This window comes from Stappia taiwanensis (assembly GCF_014635285.1).
GTDB lineage: Bacteria > Pseudomonadota > Alphaproteobacteria > Rhizobiales > Stappiaceae > Stappia > Stappia taiwanensis.
The window spans coordinates 54,150-78,051 of the sequence record NZ_BMCR01000001.1 but is presented as its reverse complement, the minus strand read 5'-3'; the positions used below and the strand labels follow the sequence as shown (position 1 = coordinate 78,051).

The window sequence follows — 23,902 nt, the reverse complement described above, 5'->3', positions numbered from 1 at the left end:
CCGCTCGCCGCCGTCAGTTGGCCGGCCGTTGATGTGTGAGAGCCTGTTCGTAGGACTGGCGCGCCGCGCGCACCTCGGTCCGGCCGGAGACTTCCGGCACGGCCACGTCCCACCAGTGACCACCCGCATCGGTGGAGATGCGCGGGTCGGTGTCGATGACGATCACATGACTGCGGTCGGAGGCGCGCGCCCGTTGCAGCGCCGCCTCCAGCCCGGCGATGTCATCGACCTTTTCCGCGATCGCGTTCATCGACGCGGCATGGGCCGCGAAGTCGATGGCGCTCGGCTGCACATGGCGGGCCGTGTCGAGCAGGTTGTTGAAGCTCTCCCCGCCGGTCGCCCGCTGCAGACGGTCGATGCAGCCAAACCCGCGATTGTCGAGCAGGACGACGATCAGCTTGACCCCGAGCATCACCGAGGTGGCCAGCTCCGAATTCATCATCATGTAGGAGCCGTCGCCGACCATGACGATCACGTCCCGATCCGGATGGGCCATCTTCGCGCCGACACCGCCGGCGATCTCGTAGCCCATGCAGGAAAAGCCGTATTCCATGTGGTAGCCGTTCGGCCGCCCCGCCTGCCACAGCTTGTGCAGCTCGCCCGGCAGGCCGCCGGCAGCCCCCAGAACGATGGCGTTCTCGTCACTGGCGCGCTGCACCGCGCCGATCACCTGGGCATCGCTCGGCAGGGCATTGCCGGCGGGCGGCGCGGTCACCTTCGCCACGGCGTCGAGCCACTCGGCGCGCAAGGCGGGCGCCGGCGGGGTTGCCGCATGATCGCCGAGAAGCGCGGACAGCTCATTCAGCGCGCCATCAGCATCGGCGACCAACGACAGGGCGTCGTGCTTCATCGCGTCATAGGCGGCGACATTGATCGACAGGATGCGCCGGTCCGGATTGCGGAACAGCGCCCAGGAGCCGGTGGTGAAGTCCTGAAAGCGGGTGCCGACGCCGATCACCAGATCTGCTTCCGCTGCGACCGCATTGGCGGCGGACGACCCGGTGACGCCGATGGCGCCAAGGTTCAAGGGATGGTCCGCCGGCAGCGCCGATTTGCCCGCCTGGGTCTCGGCCACCGGAATGCCGTGGGTCTCGGCGAAGGCAGCGAGGCTGGCACAGGCGCCGGAGTAATGCACCCCGCCCCCGGCGATGATCAGCGGGGCTTTCGCCGCCAGGATCGCCTCGGCGGCCGCCTGCACCTCCGCCCAATCCGCACGCGGACGGCGGCGGCGCCAGGTTTTTTGGGCGAAGAAGCTCTCCGGCCAGTCGAAGGCCTCGGCCTGCACATCCTGGCAGAAGGCCAGGGTCACCGGCCCGCAGGCAACCGGATCGGTCAGGGTCGCCATGGCGCGGGGCAGCGCCGTCAGGAGCTGTTCGGGCCGGGTGATCCGGTCGAAATAACGGCTGACCGGGCGAAAACAGTCATTGACCGAAACGGTGCCGTCCTCGAAGTCCTCCACCTGCTGCAACACCGGGTCCGGCGCGCGGTTGGCGAACACATCCCCCGGCACCAGCAGCACCGGCAGGCGGTTGACATGGGCAAGGGCAGCCGCCGTCACCATGTTGGCCGCGCCGGGGCCGATGGAGGTGGTCACCGCCATGGCCTGACGCCGGTTGCGCGCCTTGGCATAGGCAATCGCCGCATGGGCCATGCCCTGCTCGTTGTGGCCACGCCAGGTGGGAAACGCCTCGCCCGCCGCCTGCAACGCCTCGCCGAGGCCGGCCACATTACCATGACCGAAGATCGCCCAGCAGCCGGGGATCAGCGGCTCGCCCTCCTCGTTCTTCTGGGCGATGAGATAGCGCACCATCGCCTGCGCGGCGGTCAGCCGGATCGTCGTCATGCCTTGGCTCCCATCGTCTCTGTCTCCGTGGCGGCCGCGCGTGCGCCATCCCAGGCCGCGCACAACCCGGCGAAGGCTTCGCTCATGTCCCGCACCGCGGCTGCGTCGTCAATCTCGCCAGCGAGCCACTTGCGCGCGCTCGGCCCGAAGATCGTACGACCGACGGCAAAGCCCTTCACCAGATCGAACCCGGCTGCAACCTCGAAGCCGGCCCGCAGGCGATCTGCCGGCGCATCGAGCCCCAGAACGACAATGCCGCGCACATGCGGATCGTTGCGCGAGATCGCGGCGCAGGTTTTTTCCCAGCCGGCGGCGCTCGTCATCGGCTCAAGCTTCCACCAGTCCGGATAAACGCCGAGATCATAGAACCGCTGGATGACGGTTGCGGTGGTGTCGTCTCCGACCGGCCCGACCTTGGAGGGAATCACCTCAAGCAACAGCTCCAGCCCATTGGCGCGTGCGGCCCGGGCGAGCCGGACGACACGCTCTTCCTGCTGGTGCTTCATCTCCAGCGTATCGTCCGGATGATAGAAGCACAGCACCTTGACCACATGCTCCGCCGGCCATTCGGCAAGATCCGAGCCATAGTCCGGGCCGATTTCCAACTCCAGCGGGCGCGAGCCGGGCCGCTCCACCGGCCGGCCGATCCACAGACCGGTGCCGGCGGCATCATAAAGCGCCTGCGGCCCGAGCCGGCCATCGCAAAGAATGCCGTACCCGTCCCGGTCGCCCTTCACCGCCAGCGCTGCGGCCAGACACAGCCGCTTGAAGGCAGCAATCCGCTTGGGATCCGCGCCGACTTCCTCGGCCAGATCCTCAAGCTGCTTGCGGTGATCGAAGGCAAACACCCGCATCTCGGGCCAATCGCCACGCCGGTTGGTCGACCAGTGCACCTGCTCCAGCGCCGCGTCGTGACGCAGCGCGGGCACGCGCCCCCCGCGCTCCAGGAAGAACCGCAACTCCTCCCAGCTCGGATAGGACGGCGCGCAGCCATGGCGCGACACGGCCAGCGCGCCGCAGGCATTGGCATAGGTGAGCGCGGTCTCCCAATCCTCGTCGCCGAGCCAGCCCTTGAGCAGGCCGGACATGAAGCCATCGCCGGCGCCGAGCACGTTGAACACCTCAATGGGAAAGCCCGGACCGGTTGTGCCCGCATCGAGATCGTCGGGAATCGCACCGGTGAAGGCCACCGCCCCCATGGGCCCGCGCTTGCACACCAGTGTCGCCGCCGTCACGGCGCGCACCGCGCGCAGCGCCGCCAGCGTGTCGGTGCTGCCGCCGGCAATGTGGAATTCCTCCTCCGTGCCGACGATCAGGTCGAACAGCGGCAGGGTCGATTGCAGTTTGGCGGTGACCTCGGGCGAAGCGATGAACCGGCTTTCCCCGGCATCATGGCCGGCAAGCCCCCAGAGATTCGGTCGGTAATCGATGTCTAGTGCCGTGCGCGCGCCGCTGTCGCGGGCCAGACGCAGCGCCTTCAGCACCGCCGCTTCCGTCCGGGGATGGGACAGATGGGTGCCGGTGGCGACCACCGCGCGGGCCGAAGCGATGAAGGCCGCGTCGATGTCATCTTCGCACAGGGCCATGTCGGCGCAATTGTCGCGATAGAAGATCAGCGGAAACTGCTCCTGGTCGCGAATGCCGAGCAGCACCAGCGCGGTCAGCCGCTCCGGATCGGTGACGACGCCGGTGACATCGACCCCTTCGCGCTGCAACTGCTCGCGGATGAACCGGCCCATGTGCTCATCACCAACCCGGGTGATCAGCGCCGATTTCAGGCCGAGCCGCGCGGTACCGGCCGCCATGTTGGTCGGCGAGCCGCCGATATACTTGCCGAAGGAGCGCATGTCCTCCAGCCGGCCGCCCACCTGCGCCCCGTAAAGATCAACGGAGGCGCGGCCGATGGTGATCACATCCAGCGTCTTCACGAGTTTCCCACCATGACATTCCGACTCCCTGTCACATCCATTCACGAGACCGACCCGCACCGCCTGACAGCACCCGCCAATCCGCCACGGCCATCAGGCACGCTCAAAACGGAACATAAATTCCATTTCAACTGCTCGCAACCGGATTTTCGCCTTTCTTCCGGCCCACCAATGGGATTCCGCCGCAAGTCTCCGCCTCGGAGACTGCTCGGCACCCCCTTCCATTTGCCCACGAAGGTCAGGTAAGAGCACGGCCGTGCTCCCGCTGGAATAGACTGAACAAAGCTCAAATATGTGATTTTTTCTTTGCAAAACGAAGACATAGCAGAGAGCGCCGGTCGGCGACAGGCAGCCTCGCAAACCGCCACACCGCCCGCCCCGCCAGCGCCCAGGCTCCGGACCTGTCATCGCCGCCACGTTTTGGAATATTCATTCCATTCATAACGTAGACGCTCCCCGTATCTACGCCATCCGCCAATCTCCGGCAGTCCCCCGGCCAGGGCGGGGCTGATATGCGGCGCACACGATTTTCGTTGCACCGCACACCTTTATGTGGTCTACGGCTTGTGCCAGCGCTGCGTGGAGAGACGGTCCGACCGTTCACGGCGCCTTCAGGCCCAGCAACTTTCCTGATCCGATCGTTGCCCGAGAAAGCCGCCTCCTCCGGGAAGCGCATGACCAAGGCAGCTGATCTGCGCAAGCTCCCTTTATCGACAACGCTCGCACTCGCCCTGCGCCGGCATTCGCCTGGCGCGCGGCGACATAGCAAGGATTCGACTTGACCACTTTTTCTGATCTCGGCCTCGCCGAGCCGATCCTGAAAGCCGTTGCGGCCGAAGGCTATACTTCGCCGACGCCGATCCAGGCACAGGGCATTCCCGCGATCCTGTCCGGCAGCGACGTTCTGGGCCTTGCCCAGACCGGCACCGGCAAGACCGCTTCTTTCGTGCTGCCGCTGCTTCATCGCGTGTGCCAGCAGAAGGGCCGTCCGCAGCCCAAGACCTGCAGCTCGCTGATTCTCGCGCCGACCCGCGAACTGGCAGCGCAGATCGCCGACAGCATCCGCGCCTATGGCCAGAAGGTGCGCCATTCGTCGACCGTCGTCGTTGGCGGCGCCCGGCCGATGCCGCAGATCCGCAATCTTGCCCGTGGCATCGACATCGTCGTCGCCACCCCGGGCCGCCTGCTCGACCACATGTCGACCGGCGCGGTGCGGCTCGACCAGACCACGACCATCGTCCTCGACGAGGCCGACCACATGCTGGATCTCGGCTTCCTGCCGGCGATCCGCAAGATCCTCGCCGCCCTGCCGGCAGAGCGCCAGACCGTGCTGCTGTCCGCGACCATGCCCAGGCCGATCCGCGCGCTGGCCGACGACTTCCTGCGCAATCCGCAGGAAATTGCCGTCGCCCCGGCCTCCAAGCCGATCGATCGGATCGAGCAGAAGGTTCTGCTGATCGAGCGTGACGCCAAGCGCCAGGCGCTGGTCGACGTGCTCAAGACCGAAGACATGGAACGGGCGATCGTCTTCACCCGCACCAAGCATGGCGCCGACAAGGTGGCCCAGCATCTTGAGCGGGCCGGCTTCTCCTCCGCCGCAATCCACGGCAACAAGAGCCAGGGTCAGCGCCAGCGCGCGCTCGATGCCTTCCGCTCCGGCCGCACCCCGGTGCTCGTCGCCACCGATATCGCCGCGCGCGGCATCGACGTGGACGGCGTGTCGCATGTGGTGAATTTCGAACTGCCGAATGTGCCGGAATCCTACGTCCACCGCATTGGCCGGACGGCGCGCGCGGGCAAGAGCGGCTTTGCCGTCTCCTTCTGCGACCGCAGCGAGCGGCCGTTCCTGCGCGACATCGAAAAGCTGATCGGCAAGACGCTGGTCGAGCGCGAAGACGATGGCCCGATGCCCTCCAAGGGGCGCAAGCCCTCCCGGCGGCCGTTCAAGCCCCGGGCCGAGGGTGATGCCGGCGCCAATGGCAAGCCGCGCGGTTACCGCGGCAAGCCGCAGGGCCCCAAGCGCCCGAAGCGCGAGGATCGCCCCTCCGGGTCCGAAGGCGGCTATCGCGGCCGGCAGCGCCGGTTCGATTCGGCGCATACCGGCTGACGGCCTGGATCGGCCTTTTGGGCCAATACCGACACGAAAACGCCGGCGCCCCTCGCGCCGGCGTTTTCATTTGCCCGCCTTGTGGTCATCCTCAAAGCCTTCAGAAGATGCCGTTTTCCCGCTGCAAGGCGCGGACATAGGCGACAATCGCCGCCACATCGGTCTGGCTTACGCCCGGCACCGGGGCCATGTCGCCAAAGGTCCAGTGATGCTGGCGCACGCCGCGCGTGGCGGCGAGGAAGAACGCGCCATCGGCATGGTGGCTCGGCTCGTAGATCTTGTGCACCAACGGCGGCCCCTGCCCGTCTCGCCCGGCAGCGTTCACCCCGTGGCAGGTGGCGCAATTGGCCGCAAACAGCCCCTCCCCGGCCCGCTCCACGTCGGACAGACGGGTTGGCACCTTCACACTCGCAAGCGCCGCACCACCAGCGCCGGGCGCGGACGGCGGAGCCTCGCCGCCGCGAAAGAGCAGAACACCGGCAATGCCAACGGCAAGCACCGCGAGCAGCGCCAGGACCTTGCCTTTTCCGGTCATCTCGCCCCCGTCATGCCAGCGGATCCGCGCCGGCCAGATCGTCGAGGATCGGGCAATCGGGCCGCGCATCGCCGTGGCAGCTTTCGGCGAGCCGCGTCAGCACCTTCTTCATGGCTTGCAATTCGGCGATCTTGCGTTCGACTTCGCCGATCTTTTCCATCGCCACCGCCTTCACATCGGCGCTCGCGCGCTGCTCGTTGTCGTAGAGCGACAACAGCGCCCGGCATTCGTCGATGGTGAAGCCAAGGCTGCGGGACCGCTGCAGGAACCGCAGCCGGTGCACGTCCTTATCGCTGTAGTCGCGATAGCCATTGGCCGCGCGGGTCGGGGTGACCAGCGCGATCTCTTCGTAGTAGCGAATGGTTTTTGCGGGAAGGTTCGACCGTTCCGCCGCAGCACCGATGTTCATGGTCCGCCTCGTCGCGTTGCTTCGAGGTCAAGGTGAACCATCCAGCTACAGGAAGGTCAAGCGCCCCGACCCTATCGGACCGGGGCGTTTTCGTCAGTTCGCGCCGTCAATCCGCGCCATTTCGATGACCACATCAGCGCCAGACAGAGCGTGGTTCGCCCGGTAGCCGCCCTCGAAGGGCTCGCCAACGGTCAGCTCCAGCGCCAGCGTGTCGCCGGCGATCCGCTCCCGATGCTCCTCGACCGCCTGCACCAGGCTGTCCGGCACGGTGAGATTGAGCCGAATGCGGTCGGTGACGTTGAAGTCGCCATCCTTGCGGGTCTGCTGGATCAGGCGCACCAGATCGCGGGCAAGCCCCTCACGCTCCAGCTCCGGATAAAGGCGTGTGTCCATCACCACCACACCGCGGCTGGCGTCGAACAGGCCGGTATCCGCCCCTTCGGTCGCCATTACCCGCATGGTGTAGTCCTCCGGCGGCAGCTCGATGCCGGCAAGCTCGACGATGCCGTCGGGCCGCAGGGTCCAGTTGCCGGACTTGGAGGCGATCATCACCTCCTTCATCTTCTTGCCGAGGCGCTTGCCGATCTGCGGCTTGACCACAAGGCTATGTTCGCCGACCGAAAGCGGATCGCTTTTCAGCACCACTTCCTTGACGTTGACCTCATCGGCGATCAGCGAGGCGTAGGGCCGCAGCTCCTCGATCTCCGCATGGGCGATGGTCAGGGTCTTCAGCGGCAACCGGGCGCGCAGACGCTTGGCCTCGCGCAGAGACATGACGCTGGCGCAGATCTCGCGGATCAGGTCCATGCGGCGCACGAGCACCGGATCATGCGGCAGCGCTTCGGCCTCCGGCCAGTCGGCCAGATGCACGGAAAGCTCGCCGGTCAGCCCCTTGTAGATCCGCTCGCTGACGAAGGGCATCATCGGCGCCAGGGTGCGCGTCAGATGGGTCAAGACCGTGTAGAGCGTGTCGAGCGCGTCGCGCTTGTCCTCATCCGTCGTCTCGGTCCAGAACCGGGAACGACTGCGCCGGATGTACCAGTTGTTGAGCGCGTCGATGTAGCCCGGCACCACCGCATAGGCGGCCGGAATGTCATAGGCGTCGAGTGCGCCCTCGATCTTCTCGATCAGCTCCCGCGTCTTGGCGAGAATGTAGCGGTCGAGCAGCCCCTTCTGGTCGAAGCGAATCTCGGCCTTGTAGCCATCGGCATTGGCGTAGAGCGTGAAGAAGTAATAGGCGCTCCAGATCGGGATGATCGCCTGGCGCAGGGACTGGGCAATGCCGCGCCCGTCCTTGGCAACGGCAAGGTCACCGCCGACCAGCAGCGGCGAGGACAGCATGTACCAGCGCAGCGCGTCGGCGCCGTAGGTGTTGAACACCCCGACCGGGTCCGGATAGTTCTGCAGCCGCTTGGAAAGCTTCTGCTTGTCCTCGTCCAGAACAACGCCATGGCAGACCGCATTGCGGAACGGCGCCTGATCGAAGATCGCCGTGGACAGCACCATCAGCGTGTAGAACCAGCCACGGGTCTGGGCGACGTATTCGACGATGAAGTCGGCCGGGAAGTTCTGCTCGAACCGCTCCTTGTTCTCGAACGGGTAATGCACCTGGGCGAAGGGCATGGAGCCGGAATCGAACCACACATCGAGCACTTCCGGCACCCGGCGCATCATCGTCTTGCCGCTCGGGTCATCCGGGTTCGGCCGCACCAGTTCATCGATCATCGGCCGGTGCAGGTCGTCGGGACGCACGCCGAAGTCCGCCTCGATCTCATCCAGTGAGCCGTAGACATCCATGCGCGGGAAATCGGGATTGTCGCTGACCCAGACAGGGATCGGGCAGCCCCAGAAGCGATTGCGGGAGATGTTCCAGTCGCGGGCGTTCTCCAGCCACTTGCCGAACTGGCCGTCGCGCACATGCTCCGGCACCCAGTCGATCTCGCGGTTGAGCTCGACCATACGGTCTTTGAAGGTGGAGACCGCCACATACCAGGCATCGATCGCCTTGTAGATCAGCGGCGTATCGGTCCGCCAGCAATGCGGATAATCGTGCAGGTAGGTCTCGTGCCGGTAGACCACCTTACGCGCCTTCAGGTCGCGAATGATGTCCTTGTTGGCCTCGATCACGTTCTGACCGACGTAATCCTTCACCTCGGCGGTGAACTTGCCGGCCTCGTCCACCGGCACCACCAGCGGAATGTTCCGGTCCCGGGCCAGTTCGAAGTCATCCTCACCGAAGCCCGGCGCGATATGCACGCAGCCCGTGCCGTCGCCCGCCTCGACAAACTCGGCGGCCAAAACCTGGAAGGCGTTTTCCGTGCCGGCGAAATACGGGAACAGCGGCTCGTAGGGCGCACCGGCCAGTTCGGCACCGGTAAAGGTGCCAACGCGGGTCCACTCGGCGAACTCGCGCTCGTAACGCTCCAGCGCGGCCTCGGCAAGGATCACCCGCTCGCCATCCGATTCCATCACCGCATAGGCAAGGTCGGGCGACACCGCCAGCGCCAGGTTCGACGGCAGGGTCCACGGTGTCGTCGTCCAGGCGAGGATCCGGGTCGGGACCTCGGCGAAACGCTCATCGGTCAAGAGGAAACCGACAGTCAGCGCCGGATCCTGGCGCTCGCGATAGGCATTGTCGAGCCGGGTCTCGAAATTCGACAGCGGCGTCTGCACCGCCCAGGAATAGGGCACCACGCGATAGCCGCGATAAACGAGCCCCTTGTCCCAGAGCTGCTTGAAGCCCCAGATGACGCTTTCCATGAAGGAAAGGTTCATCGTCTTGTAATCGTTCTCGAAGTCGACCCAGCGCCCCTGCCGGTTGACGTAATATTCCCACTCGTTGGTGAAGCGCATCACCGAGACGGAGCAATGGGCGTTGAATTTGCCGATGCCGTATTCAAGGATCTCGTTGCGGCCCGAGATGCCCAGTTCCTTTTCCGAGGTCAGCTCCGCCGGCAGGCCGTGGCAGTCCCAGCCGAAGCGGCGCTCGACGCAATCGCCGCGCATGGTCCGATAGCGCGGGACCAGATCCTTGACGAAGCCGGTGGCCAGATGCCCGTAGTGCGGCAGGCCGTTGGCGAAGGGAGGTCCATCGTAGAAGATGTACTCGCCGGCGCCCTCTTTGCGCCGCTGCTCCACCGAAGCCTCGAAAATCCGGTTTTCTTCCCAGAACTTGAGGATGTCTTCCTCCAGCTTCGGAAAATTGGGGGTTGGATCGATGGCCTCGTACATCAGGAACGTCCCGTCTTGTTGTTCGCCCCCCGCCGGGGCGCCGATTTCGACCGCAAACGGCCGAACCGGTGGGTTAGCCGACCGGCGGCAAAAAAACAATCGTCACCTGTCAAAACCGCCGCTGGAATAGCCGGCAGGCATCAGGCGCGTGTCACCTTCGGATCGCTGGCCGGGAACCGGCCGCGCGTATCGACGATCAGCGCCGCTTCGCGGCCGATCATCTCGTAGTCGAAGGCATCGTGGTCGGTGGCGATCACCACCGCATCGCAGCCGGCAACGGTGGCCGCATCGGCGGCGACCGGCGTCAGCACCCGGCCATCCTCCAGCGTCAGTTCGGAAACATAAGGGTCGGCGAGGATCACCTCGCCCCCCTTGGCCAGGATGCGCTCGATCACCAGCAGGCTGGGCGATTCCCGCACATCGTCGATGTTCTTCTTGAAGGAGGCACCGAGCACCAGCACCCGCGCCCCGTTCAGGGGCTTGCGTGCGCCGTTCAGCGCATCCATCAGCTTCTCGACGATGAAATCGGGCATGTAGCGGTTGATCTCTCCCGCCAGTTCGATGAAGCGGGTGTGCAGCCCGTACTCGCGCGCCTTCCAGGTCAGGTAGAACGGATCGACCGGAATGCAGTGCCCGCCAACCCCTGGCCCGGGGTAGAAGGCGGTAAAGCCGAAGGGCTTGGTCGCCGCCGCGCGGATGACATCGAAAATGTCGATGCCCATGCGGTCGGCCAGGGTCTTCATCTCGTTGACAAGGCCGATGTTGACCGCCCGGTGGATGTTCTCCAAGAGCTTGGTCATCTCCGCCACCCGGGTGGAGGCCACCGGCACCAGCGTATCGACCGCCGGCCCGTAGAGCGCCTGAGCCGCCGCCAGACAGGCGGGCGTGACGCCGCTCACCACCTTCGGGATGCGGCGAATGTCGAACTGAGCGTTGCCCGGGTCCTCGCGCTCCGGCGAGTAGACGACGAACACATCCCGGCCCACTTCCAGATCCGGGCGCATCAGCTCCGGCAGCATGTCTTCCTCGGTGGTGCCGGGATAAGTGGTGCTTTCCAGCGCCACCACCTGCCCGGAACGCAGATGCGGCCGAATGCTGCGGGCTGCGTCGAGAATATAGCCGATGTCCGGGTCGTGGTATTTGCCGAGCGGCGTCGGCACACAGAGGACCAGCGCATCGCACTCGGCGGAAAGCGCGAAATCGTCGGTGGCGACGAAGGGGCTGGCGAAGCGCACCTCCTCGGTGCGATTTCCGACATAGCGGGTGTAGCCCTGCCGGGCGTTGAGATCGGTCACCTTGCCCGGATCGACGTCGAAGCCGACGACCGAATAGCCGATCTCGCTGAAGCGCAGCGCCAGTGGCAGACCGACATAGCCAAGGCCGATGATGCCGATCCGCGCGGTCCGGTCTGCCATGCGCGCCGTCAGACCGGCAAGCGCGGCGTTTCCTGTCATGTCCGCATTCATGTCGTGTTCCGTCAAAATTCCCAGGCCCCGGTGCAGGGAGGGGATCGACCTGCGCATCACCGGCGGCACCGTCAACGTGCTGAGGCCACTCGTTTGGCACGCCGGCACGGCCGGGGCAAGGGAGCGCACGGGTTCGATCCGCTCCTGGCGGTATTTTTCACCGGTTCGCGCCAGCGCTTGCCGACACGTCGGTCAGCCGTTCGCCTGGTCGAGTACCTGTACCACCCTGTCCAGCTCAGCGATGGCACCGACGATGTGATAGAGCGAGGACGCCGGTGCCGGTTCGGCGACGATCTTGCCGTCGGGCGAGATACGGTCGAACCAGAGCCCCTCCGTCTTAACGGCGAGAAACCGTTCCAACGCGGCGATGGCGCGCTGCGCGTCGGTGAGACAGGCCGACCGCTCCGGCCCTGAAGCGGCTTCCTCGGCCTGGATCAGCGCCGCCTTCAACCACTCGGTCTGCGACCACAGGCGGGCATGGGTTTCCAGCGGCTGAAGATCGTTGGTCAATGAGAAAAACGCGACCTGCCGCTGCGGGCAGATGCCATGATCGCGGCCAATCACATAAAGCGCCCGCGCCGCCGCGAGCGCGTCCGTCCGCCCGCGCGCCCGCGCCCAGCCGGTCAGGAGCCACGCCCATTCGAACTGGTGGCCGGGCTCCACCACCCGTCCCTCGGCGCCGGGCATCGGTTGCCAGTCGCCATCGAAGAATTCGCGCAAGGCCCCGGTCACCGGGGAGATGAACCGAGAAAGCGCCAGCTCCGCGATTTCATCGGCCATCTCCTCCCAGGCCGGATTGTCGCTGACCGCTTCCCAGGCGCGGGCCGCCTCGAACAGATGCATATGCGGGTTGGCCCGCAACGGCAGACGGCGCGGTACATCCTCCTCGAAACCGGCCTCCGCATGGGCATAGTGCTCGCAGAGCCTAGCCGCCAGCCAGCCGGCGCGCTGTTCCATCTCGTCCCGCAATTCGGGCAGGGCTGCCGCGAGGTGGGCATAGGCCAGAAGGGCGAAGCTCTGGTCGTAGAGATCGAAGCTCCCCTCTCCGTCGCCCCCGGATGCAGTTCGAAGGCGGATCGTCCCATCCGGCGCTTCGAAATCGCGCAGGAAGCCGATAAGCCCCTTGCAGGCGATCTCGCCCGCCGGGCCGCTCCACCCCAGATCGCGACCGACCAGGAAGGCAAAGATCTGGCGCGGCGGCACACGCGGACGGGACACGGCGCCGGTATCGGTCGCGGTGGCCAGGTCTAGCTTTTCAGCGAAGCGCCCGGTTTGCGGGTCGAACCCCGCCACCGCCCAGACCGGCAGGGCCGCCTCCCGCAGCCAGGTCAGCAGCCGGTCCCGGGATGTTGCGAGTGCCATCGCATTCTGTGCGCTCATGGTCTGTCTCCCCCTCTTCCCGGAAAAATCCGGGAACCAAACCGTCAGATGGTCTGGTTGTAGGCACCGACTTCCGGGTTCTCCCGAAGCACCGCGTCGACCGCGTGAAACATCTCCTTCAGCCGCGCTTCGGAGGCCGGGCTTTCCACCACGACCACCAGCTCCGGCTTGTTGGAGGAGGCCCGCACGAGGCCCCACGTACCATCCTCGCTGACGACCCGTACGCCATTGACGGTCACCAGATCGCTGATCGCCTGACCGGCAAGCCGCTCGCCCCTGGCCTGCATCTCCTGGAAGCGGGCAATCACCCGGTCCACCACCTGGTATTTGATCTCGTCGTCGCAATGGGGCGACATGGTCGGCGAGCCCCAGGTCTTCGGCAGGGCACGGCGGAGGTCCGCCATGCTGCGATCCGGGTTGCGGTCGAGCATGTCGAGGACGGCAATCGCCGACACCAGCCCGTCGTCGTAGCCCCGGCCGATCGGCCCGTTGAAGAAGTAGTGGCCGGACTTCTCGAACCCGACCAGCGCGCCCAGCTCATTCACCCGGCGCTTCATGTAGGAATGGCCGGTCTTCCAGTACTCGGTCACCGCGCCATTGGCCTGCAACACCGGATCGGTGGCGAACAGGCCGGTGGATTTCACATCGACCACAAAGCGGCTTTCGGGGTGCAGCGCCGACAGATCGCGCGCCAGCATCACCCCAACCTTGTCAGCGAAGATCTCCTCGCCCTCGTTGTCGACCACGCCGCAGCGGTCACCATCGCCATCGAAGCCGAGGCCGACTTCCGCGCCCACCTCCAGCACCTTGTCACGCAGGGCGTGCAGCATCTTCATGTCTTCAGGGTTCGGATTGTAGCGCGGGAAGCTGTGGTCCAGCTCACAGTCGAGCGGCACCACCTCCGCGCCCAGCGCCTCCAGCACCTTCGGCGCGAAGGCACCTGCCGTGCCATTGCCGCAGGCCGCGACCACTTTGATCGGCCGCGACAGCTTCGCCCGATCGGTCAGGTCCCTGATATAGACATCCGCGAAATTCTCCACGAACCGGTAGGCCCCTCCTTCGGCAGGCTTGAAGGTGGCGGTCAGCACCAACTCCTTCAGCCGCGTCATTTCATCCGGCCCGAAGGTCAGCGGCCGATCGATGCCCATCTTGACGCCGGTCCAGCCGTTGTCGTTATGCGAGGCGGTGACCATGGCAACCGCCGGAACATCGAGCGCGAACTGGGCGAAATAGGCCATCGGCGACAGGGCCAGGCCAATGTCATGCACGCGCACGCCACCAGCCATCAGCCCGGTGATCAGCGCCATCTTGATCGAGGCGGAATAGCTGCGGAAATCATGACCGACGACGATATCCGGCCGGGTTCCGCGCTCGTGCATCAAGGTGGCGACACCCATCCCGAGGGCCTGAATGCCCATCAGGTTGATTTCCTTCTCGAACAACCATCTGGCGTCATATTCGCGGAAGCCGGTCGGCTTGACCATCGGGTGCGATTCAAATTCGGGCGTGTTGGGGAGAAGCTGGGCGACGGGCAGCGGAAACATGAAAACCCCTCAAGTGTTCTGTGTGCAGCCACGGCTGCTTGCGCAATGGTTCTGGTTCGCTCCCGACTGGCGGAAACGGATATCTCTTGTGTACGTCGACCCGGAGCCGGGCGGCGGCGTCAGTCCCACCCGCAGTCGCCCTCGGCGCCAAGCACGTCCGCATCGCTGTAGCGAACGATATCATCGTCTCCGATATAGGCGCCGGATTGTATTTCAATGACGCGGGCGGGCACGCGCCCCGGATTTGCCAGCCGGTGCCGGGTTCCGACCGGCGCATAGGCCGACTGATTTTCCGTCATCAGGCGCGCCTCACCGTCAAGGGTGATCTCCAGCGTGCCGGACACCACGACCCAATGCTCGGCGCGGTTGACATGACTTTGTTCCGACATGGCGCCGCCGGGCTGGATCTCGATCTCCTGCACGTGGAACCGGTCGCCGGTGGCGATCTCCTCGCGCCAACCCCAGGGCCGGTAGACCCGCCGGTGCTCGCGCACCTCGCGCCGGTCGTTCACCTTCAGGCGCTCCACCACTTCCTTGACGTCCTGCGCCCGGTCCTTGGCGGCGACCAGCACCGCATCCTTGGTGGCCACCACCATTACGTTATCCAGGCCGACCACCGACACCAACGCGGCATCGCTGACCACCAGATTGTCACGGCTTTCGATGTAGATCGCCTCACCAAGGGAACCGTTTCCTTCCGCGCTCTTGTCAAAAGTCTCCCAGACCGCGGACCAGGACCCCAGGTCGTTCCAGCCCGGATCCATCGGCACGCAAGCAACCCGATCGGTCTTTTCCATGATGGCGTAGTCGATGGAAATATCCGGCACGGCGCGGAAGAGATCGGCATCGAGCCGCAGGAAATCGAGATCGTTGGTTGCCGCGTCAAGGGCACGGCGCACGCTGGCAAGGATCTCCGGGCTGTGCTGCTCGAATTCGGCGATCATGGTGCGGGCACTGAACAGGAAGATCCCGGCATTCCAGACATAGTTGCCGTCCTTGAGGAAGGCTTCCGCACGGGCAAGATCCGGCTTCTCGACAAAGGCCTCGACCGGCCGCACTCCGCCCGCTGCCCCAGCCAGCCGGATATAGCCATAGCCGGTGTGCGGTTCCGACGGCTGAATGCCGAAGGTGACGATCTTTCCAGCCTGCGCCGCAGGCTTGGCCGCGCGGACCGCCTCGCGGAACCGGTCCCCATCGCGCACCAGGTGATCGGACGGGGCGATCAGCACCAGCGCATCCGGATCCGCTTCGGCCGCACGCAAGGCGGCAATGGCCACCGGGGCAGCCGTGTTGCGCCCGACGGGTTCAAGCACGATGGCTCCTTCCCCGTTAGCGGCGGACACCTCGCCCATCTGCTCGCCGACGAGGAACCGATGATTGGCATTGGCTATGACGATCGGCGCGGCGAACTCTCCGGCGGGAAACCGCCGCAAGGTCTTCTGGAACAGGCTTTCGCCATCGAAAATCGGCAGGAACTGTTTCGGACGCAAAGACCGCGACAGGGGCCAAAGGCGGGATCCGGCGCCGCCGGACAGAATACAGGGAATGATCACGGGCACCCTCATGCCGAGTTGTCTCGCTGCACAATCCGCGCGGCGGGCGGCGCCGCAGCCACAGGATGTGCTTGACCATGGATATAACCCCACGGTCCTGCAAGGACGTTAACGCGTTTTTCCTTGAAGGCCTATCCCACAAGGGCGACGCGCGGCCGACCTCATGCGAGATCAGTATGGCGCCACTCAGGCATCCTTGGTGCAGACCACAGCGTAATCGAGCCGGCGCCCATCGGCATATTCCTGGTAGCGCGGCGTCCCTGGCATATCGGCCCAGTTCAGGGCGTAGCCACGGAACGGCCAGGGCACCCGGTCGATCAGGGCCTGACGACGGGGCGTATCCTCGGCGATTGCCGCGAACACGTTTTCGGTGATGTCAACAGCCCGGCGCAGGGTGAGCCCGGCCTTGCGGGCCTGGTTCTCGACCATCTGCCGATGCTGCTCGAACTGCGCATCCGTATAGCCGACCGAAAAGGACAGCGTTCCACCGGGCTTCAGCACCCGGGAAGCTTCCTGCAAAAACTCCGGCAGGGAGATGTAGCTTGCCGCGCCGACACTGAAGATGAAATCGAAGGCCGCATCGGGCAGCGGCAGGGCCCGGCCATTGCCAAGGGTGACCGTGACGTTCGACAAGTCCTTCATCCGCTTGCGGCAGACCTTGACGGCGGTCGCATTGATGTCGACCCCGGTCACCTTGCTTTCTGGATAGCGCACGGAGGCAAGCCGGATCCCGCCTCCGAGACCGCAGCCGATGTCGAGAATCGTGCCGCGCGCGCCGGGAATATCGTCGACGAGCTGCCGCAGCACCACATCGTAGAGCGTTGCCTGAAGCGGCTCGCGGTCAAACGGCGGCATGGCTTCAAGCTCAGCCAGGGCCGGCGCATAGCCGCTGTTGAAGAAATTTTGTTTCCGGGCCGGAGAGACCCGATAAAGCAGAACGTAGATTGCCTCCTGAAACCGGTGCTGCCAGGCTTTCGGCAGCTTCCTCTGGAAGCGCCGCTTCATTTCGTAAAGAGCTGACATGAGAACTCCGTCAGGGCCGGGCGGTCAGATGATGGCCAACAATTTTCAAAAAGTCGCACCCTCTCCTTATTCAATTCGTCCGGCCTTGCCTAGACAGGCGGGACGCTTCCCACCCCGCATCTCGCTCCGTGCGAGCGGCGCGCCTCCTTTCAGATCCCTGCGGCAGTGCCCCCTTCCGGTGTTCGAACACAGGAAGGGGGCAAGACCGATCAGTCCAGACCGAGATAGCGGATCACCTCATCAGCCAACGCCTCGGCATCCCGGGCCACGGTATCGAGCACCAGTTCCGCTGCCTCGGGCGGCTCATACGGGCTGTCGATGCCGGTAAAGTTGCGGATCTTCCCTTCGCGGGCCTTCTGATAAAGCCCCTTCGGATCCCGCGCCTCGGCAACCTCAAGCGGGGCCGCAACATGGATCTCTACGAACTCCCCCTCCTCGAACAGCTTGCGCGCAAGCTGGCGGTCGGAACGGAAGGGCGAGATGAAGGAGACCAGCGAAATCAGTCCGGCATCGACGAACAGCTTCGCCATCTCGCCAACCCGGCGAATGTTCTCAACCCGGTCGGCGTCGGAGAAACCGAGATCCTGGTTAAGGCCGTGGCGCAGGTTGTCCCCATCAAGCAGATAGGTCAGCCGCCCCCTGGCGTGCAGCTTGCGCTCCACCAGATTGGCGATGGTCGACTTGCCCGCCCCCGACAGGCCGGTGAACCACAGCGCCACCGGCTTCTGCCCGGTCAGGATCGCCCGTGACTGCTTGTCCACATCGACCGCCTGGCGGTGAATGTTGTCCGCCGAACGCAGGCTGCGCCAGATCACCCCGGCCGCCACGGTCTGATTGGTCATCCGGTCGATCAGGATGAAGGATCCCATCTCCCGGTTGACCTCATACGGATCGAAGGCAATCGGCGCCGACAGGGCCAGATTGCAAAATCCGATCTCGTTGAGCGACAGGCTGTCGACCTCGTCCTGGGCAAAGGTGTTGACGTCGATCCGGTGGCCGATCCGCGAGACGACACCGGTGGCCGACTGCTTGCCTGCCTTGACCGCATAGGTGCGCCCCGGCACCAGCTTCTGGTCCCCCATCCAGATGAGATGGGCGGAAAACCGGTCGGCGATTTCCGGCCGCGCCTTCGGATCGCAGATCACATCGCCGCGCGAGGCATCGACCTCATCGGCCAGCGTGAGGGTCACCGCATCACCGCTCTGGGCTTCCTCCACGTCGCCATCCATGGTGACGATCCGGGCAATACGGGTGTGCTGGCCGGAGGCGGCCACCGCAACCGGATCACCGGGGCAGATGCGGCCGCTGACGATGGTGCCGCAATAGCCGCGGAAATCCAGGTCCGGCCGGTTGATCCACTGCACCGGCATGCGGAACGGCTGGCCCGCATCGTCGCTCGACACATCGATCTCGTTGAGATGGCCGAGCAGCGTCGGCCCTGCGTACCAAGGCATCTGCGGCGAACGCTCAACGATGTTGTCGCCCTGAAGCGCCGAAATCGGGATCACCTGCAGCGTGTCGAAGCCGAAGCTTTCGGCAAAAGCGCGATACCCGGTCTCGATCTCCGCGAACCGATCCGCGTCGAAGTCGATCAGATCCATCTTGTTGACCGCGACCACCACGTGGCGAATGCCAAGCAGCGAGACGATGAAGGAATGGCGCCGGGTCTGCTGCAAGATGCCCTTGCGCGCATCCACAAGGATCACGGCGAGGTCGGAGGTCGAAGCGCCGGTCGCCATGTTGCGGGTGTATTGCTCATGGCCCGGCGTATCGGCAACGATGAACTTGCGGTGATCGGTAGCGAAAAACCGGTAGGCAACGTCGATGGTGATGCCCTGCTCGCGCTCCGCCTCCAACCCATCGACCAGAAGAGCGAAGTCGATCTCCTCCCCTTGCGTGCCGTGCTTGCGCGAGTCGGAACGAAGGGCAGCGAGTTGGTCCTCGAACACCCGCTTGCTGTCATGCAGCAGGCGACCGATCAGCGTGGATTTTCCATCATCGACGCTGCCGCAGGTCAGGAACCGCAGCAGACCCTTCTGCTCGTGGCTTTCCAGGTAATCGACGACCGGCGCGGAAATCGAAGGCAGCTGGTTCATGTCATGGTCCTCAGAAATAGCCTTCGCGCTTCTTCTTTTCCATCGAAGCGGCTTCGTCGTGGTCGATCAGCCGGCCCGAGCGTTCGGAGGTGCGGGCGATCAGCATTTCGGTGACGATGTCATCGAGCGTATCGGCATCGGATTCCACCGCAGCCGTCAGCGGATAGCAGCCAAGGGTACGGAACCGGATCCGGCGCATCTGCGGCATCTCGCCGGGGTGCAGCGGCAGGCGGTCGTCGTCGACCATCACCAGCGCGCCGTCACGCTGGACCACCGGCCGTTCCTTGGCGAAATACAGCGGCACGATCGGGATGTTCTCGGTGCGGATGTATTGCCAGATGTCCAGCTCGGTCCAGTTGGACAAGGGGAAGACGCGCATGGACTCGCCCGGCTTCACCCGGGTGTTGAAGATCGACCAGAGCTCCGGACGCTGGTTCTTCGGATCCCAGCCATGGGCGGCGGAGCGGAACGAGAAGACCCGCTCCTTTGACCGGGACTTTTCCTCATCGCGCCGGGCACCGCCAAAGGCCGCGTCGAAACCGAACCGGTCGAGCGCCTGTTTCAGCGCATCGGTCTTCATGACCTGGGTGTAGTAGGACGAACCGTGATCGAACGGATTGACCCCTTCCGCCACACCTTGCGCATTGGTGTGGGTCAAGAGCCGCATCCCGGCCTCGGCGGCCATCTGGTCGCGAAAGCTGATCATCTCCCGGAACTTCCAGGTGGTGTCCACATGCAGCAGCGGGAACGGCGGCGGCGCCGGATAAAAGGCCTTGCGCGCCAGATGCAGCATGACGCTGGAATCCTTGCCGATCGAATAGAGCATGACCGGATTTTTCATCTCGGCCACGACCTCGCGCAGGATACGGATGGATTCAGCTTCCAGACGCTGAAGATGGCTTCGTCTGTTCGACACGATCTGACCCTCGCTCTCCACGCGCGCTTTTTCGCGTGTGGCCTTCGCCGTGCGGGCCATCCGCGACATGCGGCAACGCCCGGCCCCGACAGGAACCTTGTCGGGACGGCTCAGCGCCGTCCCTTCTCTCCTGACTTAAGGCGCAAGGCGGGGGATGTGCGAGGAACAGGATTGCGGACAAATGCCGGAGATTAAAAAATCTCTGTCATTCAGCTTCAGTGGTCAGAGATCGGCGCCGATGTGAGGCGTGGCCTGATCGATGATGCGCGGATCGCCGGCGGCGAGAAAGCCCGGATTGGCGAAATCCGCATCATCGGTCTGATTGCGCTTGCCATAGGCGAAGACACCGCCATCAAGTCCGGCAAGGCAACCACCAGCGGCCACCAGGACCGCATGCCCGGCCGCCGTGTCCCACTCCATGGTCCGGCTGAAGCGGGGATAGAAGTCGGCTTCGCCCTGCGCGACCAGGCAGAACTTCAGGGACGAGCCCACATTGACGCGCTGAGACACGGCGAGCGTATCCAGCAACAGATCGGTGCGCTCGGAGCGGTGGGAGCGGCTTGCCACCGCCGTCAGGGCCTCGAGATCCGCCATCCGGGTCCGGATGCGGCGCATCTCCCCTTCCCCCGCGCGCGACAGGAAGGCGCCATCCTCGATGCTGCCCACGAAGGTTTTCTCATGAGCGGGCGCGTGCACCAGCCCCATGACCGGACGCCCGTTGTCGATGAGAGCGATATTCACGGTAAAATCTCCGCGCCCGCCGATGAACTCGCGGGTGCCGTCCAGCGGATCGATCAGGAAGAAGCGTTCGCCGATATGCGGCAGCTTGCCGGCGGCGGCGGCCTCCTCGGCGATCATCGGAATGCCGGGGAATTCCTCCGCCAAACGCGACAGAATCAACGCCTCCGCCCGCCGGTCCGCCTCGGTGACCGGGCTGTCGTCGCTCTTGCGCTCAACCTCGACGCCGCCCCGGTAGTAGGACAGGATCAAGGCTCCGGCATCCTCGCCGATCCGCCGCAGACAGTCCAATTGGGGGGACATGATCACCGCTCTTTCCTTGTTCGAACACACCTTCCGGCAAAGCGAAGGTCAGCCCTTCGCCGCCGGCTTGCCGATCCCCTGGTAGCTGAGGCCAGCGGCCTCGACGTCTGGCCCCGCCCAGATGTTGCGCATGTCGATCACCGACCGACCACGCATCCGCGTCGCCAGTTCCTCAGGTGCCAGACCGCGATAAAGGTTCCATTCGGTCACCACCGCCAGAACGTCCACATCGTTTGCCACGTCATAGGGGTTGTCACACCAGATAACACCCGGCAGCAGCGGTTCGGCCTGCTCGCGCGCTTCCGGATCGTGCGCGACGACCTCGACGCCCGCCGCCTGCAGGGCCGGGACGATCACCAGCGACGGCGCATCGCGCACATCGTCGGTATTGGGCTTGAAGGCAATGCCGAGAATGCCGACCCGTTTGCCGGTCGTCTCAGGCCCCAGCGCCGTCAGGATCCGCGTTGCCATGTCGCGCTTGCGCGCCTCGTTCACCTCGATGGTGGTTTCCACCAGACGCAGCGGCGCACCGTGGCGGGCCCCGGTCGCGGCCAGCGCGGACGTATCCTTGGGAAAGCAGGACCCGCCGAAACCCGGCCCCGCATGCAGGAACTTGCCGCCAATGCGGTTGTCGAGGCCGATGCCACTGGCCACTTTCTGCACGTCGGCACCGACCTGCTCGCACAGGTTGGCGATCTCGTTGATGAAGGTAATCTTCAGCGCCAGGAAGGCATTGGCCGCGTATTTGGTCAGCTCCGCGTTTTCCAGCGTCGAGACGAGAATCGGCGTCTCGCGCAGATACAGCGGCCGATAGAGCCGGCGCAGCGCTTCTTCGGCACGCTCATCCTCCGCGCCGACCACCACCCGGTCCGGGCGCATGAAGTCCTCGATCGCCGAGCCTTCGCGCAGGAATTCCGGATTGGAGGCAATCGAGAACTCCGTGTCCGGGCGTTCCTCACGAATGATCTGAGCCACCTTGCGGCAGGTCCCCACCACGACGGTCGACTTGATCACCACGACGGTGCCCGGCGTCATCACCCGGGCGACCTGCCGCGCAGCATCAAAGACGTAGGTCAGGTCGGCTTCGCCATCGCCGCGCCGGGAGGGGGTCCCCACGGCGATGAACACCACATTGGCGGCAGCAACAGCGCCTTCCAGATCGGTGGTGAAAGCAAGCCGTCCCGCTTCCAGATTCCGCTCCACCAGCGCATCCAGCCCCGGCTCGTAGATCGGAATTTCCTTGTTGTTCAGCCTGGCAATCTTGTCCGCATCGATATCCACACAGGTCACATCGAACCCGAACTCGGAGAAACAAACACCGGAAACGAGCCCGACATACCCCGTTCCGATCATGGCAATACGCATGACAACTCCTGTGTCCTGACATGACCCCGCTCAACGGGGCGTTGCGATCTGTTCTGGATACTCTCGGCGCGCGGCAGCGCGCTGGCGGATTGTCGAGGGTCCCGTGGCCCCGCCTGGGCCCACACAGAGACAGCTTCCACGCCTGACCCGTTCTGGTTGGAGACAAGCTCCACGATATTTTGCCTCTGCCGATAGCGCCCGTTGCGAAATCTTCGCCTTGGTGTTCCGCGCCAAACGGTTTGTCAACCCGGGATTCGGTTCTGGCAGCTTTCCACCGAAGATAGTCGCAGATCATCCGAAAGTAGGGGAGCGACTATTGAATTGTCACAAACGGCAAGACATTGACGCCTACCCATACAGGTTGTGCTAGACTTCAACCATCGCGCAGCGACCCAAGCAGGCAGGAGGACACCCCATGGCGATCTTGGTCACCGGCGGCGCCGGCTATATCGGCAGCCATATGGTCTGGACATTGCTCGACGCTGGCGAAGATGTGGTGGTCCTCGACAACCTGTGCACCGGACATGAATGGGCGATCGCCGGGCAAGCGCATTTCGTGCGCGGCGACATCGACGATCCGGCCATCATCGAACGGATCACCAACGCGCATGACATCGAGGCCGTGATCCATTTCGCCGGATCGGTGGTGGTCCCTGAATCCGTCGCCGACCCGATCAAATACTATCGCAACAACACCTGCGCCACGCTCGCGCTTGTCGACCACTGCCTCAAGGCCGGGATCAATCGACTGATCTTCTCCTCCACCGCCGCCCTCTATGGCGCTCCGGAAGAGGCTCCGGTGGCCGAGGATACCCCTCTTGCCCCCCTCTCCCCCTATGGCACGTCGAAGCTGATGATCGAGCAGATGCTGCGCGACATCGCAGCGACCGGTGCGTTACACTATGTTGCGCTGCGCTATTTCAATGTGGCGGGCGCCGACCCCCACCAACGCACCGGACAATCAACCGATGGTGCGACCCACCTGATCAAGGTGGCTTGCGAGGCGGCAACCGGAAAACGCCCGGGCATGAGCGTCTTCGGCACCGACTACGACACCGCCGACGGCACCGCCCTGCGCGACTACATCCATGTGTCCGATCTCGTGAATGCCCACTATCTGGCACTGCAGCACCTGCGCATCAAGCCGGAGAGCTTTACGCTCAATTGCGGTTATGGCCACGGCTACTCCGTGTATGAGGTGATCGACGCCGTAAAGCGGCTGTCCGGCAACGACTTCCCGATCCAGCTGGGACAACGCAGAGTGGGTGATTCCCCGCGTGTCATCGCCGACAATACCGCCATCCTTGAAAAACTCGACTGGCAGCCGCAATACGCCGATCTCGATCTGATCGTCCAGCATGCGCTCGACTGGGAAAAACATCTCGCCCAACGCAACATGGGTGCCCAGGAAGGGGTTTCTTGAAGTCCCTCCGCAAAAGGAGGGGCATGCAACCCTTCGCACACG

16 protein-coding genes are annotated in these 23,902 nt (G+C 64.7%); 2 read left to right on the top strand and 14 right to left on the bottom strand.

Annotation, left to right across the window (positions count from 1 at the left end; genetic code table 11):
- Window positions 1-13 precede the first annotated feature (13 nt).
- Together iolD and IEV83_RS00270 are read right to left on the bottom strand one after the other, a co-directional pair.
- Window positions 14-1,843: a 3D-(3,5/4)-trihydroxycyclohexane-1,2-dione acylhydrolase (decyclizing) gene (gene iolD, locus IEV83_RS00275; RefSeq protein WP_181758269.1), complete on the bottom strand. Its 1,830-nt coding sequence runs from the start codon at window positions 1,841-1,843 to the stop codon at window positions 14-16.
- Window positions 1,840-3,771 (bottom strand): bifunctional 5-dehydro-2-deoxygluconokinase/5-dehydro-2-deoxyphosphogluconate aldolase, encoded by a 1,932-nt coding sequence (locus tag IEV83_RS00270; RefSeq protein ID WP_181758268.1) that lies wholly within the window; start codon window positions 3,769-3,771, stop codon window positions 1,840-1,842. The genes iolD and IEV83_RS00270 overlap by 4 nt, the downstream gene beginning before the upstream one ends.
- 778 nt (window positions 3,772-4,549) lie before the next feature.
- On the opposite strand from IEV83_RS00270, the gene IEV83_RS00265 reads away from it, so the two are divergent.
- Complete coding sequence (locus tag IEV83_RS00265; protein ID WP_181758267.1) at window positions 4,550-5,878, top strand: DEAD/DEAH box helicase; 1,329 nt, start codon at window positions 4,550-4,552, stop codon at window positions 5,876-5,878.
- Between the two features lie 100 nt (window positions 5,879-5,978).
- Here IEV83_RS00265 and IEV83_RS00260 read toward each other — a convergent pair whose 3' ends face one another.
- The 12 genes from IEV83_RS00260 to IEV83_RS00205 form a co-directional block, all read right to left on the bottom strand.
- Window positions 5,979-6,413 carry a c-type cytochrome gene (locus IEV83_RS00260; protein ID WP_181758545.1) on the bottom strand — a complete coding sequence of 145 codons (435 nt, stop codon included), beginning with the start codon at window positions 6,411-6,413 and terminating at the stop codon, window positions 5,979-5,981.
- Between the two features lie 10 nt (window positions 6,414-6,423).
- Window positions 6,424-6,822: a Cu(I)-responsive transcriptional regulator gene (cueR, locus tag IEV83_RS00255; RefSeq protein WP_181758266.1), complete on the bottom strand. Its 399-nt coding sequence runs from the start codon at window positions 6,820-6,822 to the stop codon at window positions 6,424-6,426.
- Window positions 6,823-6,915: 93 nt separating this feature from the next.
- Window positions 6,916-10,053, bottom strand: a complete 3,138-nt coding sequence (gene ileS, locus IEV83_RS00250; protein WP_181758265.1) for an isoleucine--tRNA ligase — start codon at window positions 10,051-10,053, stop codon at window positions 6,916-6,918.
- 140 nt (window positions 10,054-10,193) lie between these two features.
- Window positions 10,194-11,507, bottom strand: a complete 1,314-nt coding sequence (locus tag IEV83_RS00245) for a nucleotide sugar dehydrogenase (RefSeq protein ID WP_181758264.1) — start codon at window positions 11,505-11,507, stop codon at window positions 10,194-10,196.
- 204 nt (window positions 11,508-11,711) lie between these two features.
- Entirely contained in the window at window positions 11,712-12,899 is a 1,188-nt protein-coding gene (locus IEV83_RS00240) for an AGE family epimerase/isomerase (protein WP_244628010.1), read from the bottom strand.
- Between the two features lie 44 nt (window positions 12,900-12,943).
- Complete coding sequence (locus tag IEV83_RS00235; RefSeq protein WP_181758263.1) at window positions 12,944-14,443, bottom strand: phosphomannomutase/phosphoglucomutase; 1,500 nt, start codon at window positions 14,441-14,443, stop codon at window positions 12,944-12,946.
- Window positions 14,444-14,562: 119 nt separating this feature from the next.
- Window positions 14,563-16,008 (bottom strand): mannose-1-phosphate guanylyltransferase/mannose-6-phosphate isomerase, encoded by a 1,446-nt coding sequence (locus IEV83_RS00230; protein ID WP_181758262.1) that lies wholly within the window; start codon window positions 16,006-16,008, stop codon window positions 14,563-14,565.
- Window positions 16,009-16,182: 174 nt separating this feature from the next.
- The gene (locus tag IEV83_RS00225) at window positions 16,183-17,019 is read right to left on the bottom strand and encodes a class I SAM-dependent methyltransferase (RefSeq protein WP_181758261.1); all 837 of its coding nucleotides are present in this window, start codon (window positions 17,017-17,019) and stop codon (window positions 16,183-16,185) included.
- A gap of 209 nt (window positions 17,020-17,228) precedes the next feature.
- Window positions 17,229-19,115, bottom strand: a complete 1,887-nt coding sequence (cysN, locus tag IEV83_RS00220) for a sulfate adenylyltransferase subunit CysN (protein ID WP_181758260.1) — start codon at window positions 19,113-19,115, stop codon at window positions 17,229-17,231.
- 10 nt (window positions 19,116-19,125) lie between these two features.
- The gene (gene cysD / locus IEV83_RS00215; protein ID WP_371873378.1) at window positions 19,126-20,100 is read right to left on the bottom strand and encodes a sulfate adenylyltransferase subunit CysD; all 975 of its coding nucleotides are present in this window, start codon (window positions 20,098-20,100) and stop codon (window positions 19,126-19,128) included.
- A gap of 153 nt (window positions 20,101-20,253) precedes the next feature.
- Entirely contained in the window at window positions 20,254-21,072 is an 819-nt protein-coding gene (cysQ, locus tag IEV83_RS00210; protein WP_181758259.1) for a 3'(2'),5'-bisphosphate nucleotidase CysQ, read from the bottom strand.
- A 48-nt stretch (window positions 21,073-21,120) separates the two neighbouring features.
- The gene (locus tag IEV83_RS00205; protein WP_181758258.1) at window positions 21,121-22,437 is read right to left on the bottom strand and encodes a UDP-glucose dehydrogenase family protein; all 1,317 of its coding nucleotides are present in this window, start codon (window positions 22,435-22,437) and stop codon (window positions 21,121-21,123) included.
- A 415-nt stretch (window positions 22,438-22,852) separates the two neighbouring features.
- Between IEV83_RS00205 and galE the strand changes: the two genes are divergently transcribed.
- Window positions 22,853-23,860, top strand: a complete 1,008-nt coding sequence (gene galE / locus IEV83_RS00200) for a UDP-glucose 4-epimerase GalE (RefSeq protein WP_181758257.1) — start codon at window positions 22,853-22,855, stop codon at window positions 23,858-23,860.
- Window positions 23,861-23,902: the final 42 nt, after the last annotated feature.

Bases quoted from the DNA above. Each gene is read 5' to 3' on its own strand.
- iolD (WP_181758269.1), bottom strand. From the start codon at position 1,843: ATGACGACGATCCGGCTGACCGCCGCGCAGGCGATGGTGCGCTATCTC.
- IEV83_RS00260 (WP_181758545.1), bottom strand. From the start codon at position 6,413: ATGACCGGAAAAGGCAAGGTCCTGGCGCTGCTCGCGGTGCTTGCCGTT.
- cueR (WP_181758266.1), bottom strand. From the start codon at position 6,822: ATGAACATCGGTGCTGCGGCGGAACGGTCGAACCTTCCCGCAAAAACC.
- ileS (WP_181758265.1), bottom strand. From the start codon at position 10,053: ATGTACGAGGCCATCGATCCAACCCCCAATTTTCCGAAGCTGGAGGAA.
- IEV83_RS00245 (WP_181758264.1), bottom strand. From the start codon at position 11,507: ATGACAGGAAACGCCGCGCTTGCCGGTCTGACGGCGCGCATGGCAGAC.
- IEV83_RS00240 (WP_244628010.1), bottom strand. From the start codon at position 12,899: ATGAGCGCACAGAATGCGATGGCACTCGCAACATCCCGGGACCGGCTG.
- IEV83_RS00235 (WP_181758263.1), bottom strand. From the start codon at position 14,443: ATGTTTCCGCTGCCCGTCGCCCAGCTTCTCCCCAACACGCCCGAATTT.
- IEV83_RS00230 (WP_181758262.1), bottom strand. From the start codon at position 16,008: ATGAGGGTGCCCGTGATCATTCCCTGTATTCTGTCCGGCGGCGCCGGA.
- IEV83_RS00225 (WP_181758261.1), bottom strand. From the start codon at position 17,019: ATGTCAGCTCTTTACGAAATGAAGCGGCGCTTCCAGAGGAAGCTGCCG.
- cysN (WP_181758260.1), bottom strand. From the start codon at position 19,115: ATGAACCAGCTGCCTTCGATTTCCGCGCCGGTCGTCGATTACCTGGAA.
- cysD (WP_371873378.1), bottom strand. From the start codon at position 20,100: ATGTCGCGGATGGCCCGCACGGCGAAGGCCACACGCGAAAAAGCGCGC.
- cysQ (WP_181758259.1), bottom strand. From the start codon at position 21,072: ATGTCCCCCCAATTGGACTGTCTGCGGCGGATCGGCGAGGATGCCGGA.
- IEV83_RS00205 (WP_181758258.1), bottom strand. From the start codon at position 22,437: ATGCGTATTGCCATGATCGGAACGGGGTATGTCGGGCTCGTTTCCGGT.
- galE (WP_181758257.1), top strand. From the start codon at position 22,853: ATGGCGATCTTGGTCACCGGCGGCGCCGGCTATATCGGCAGCCATATG.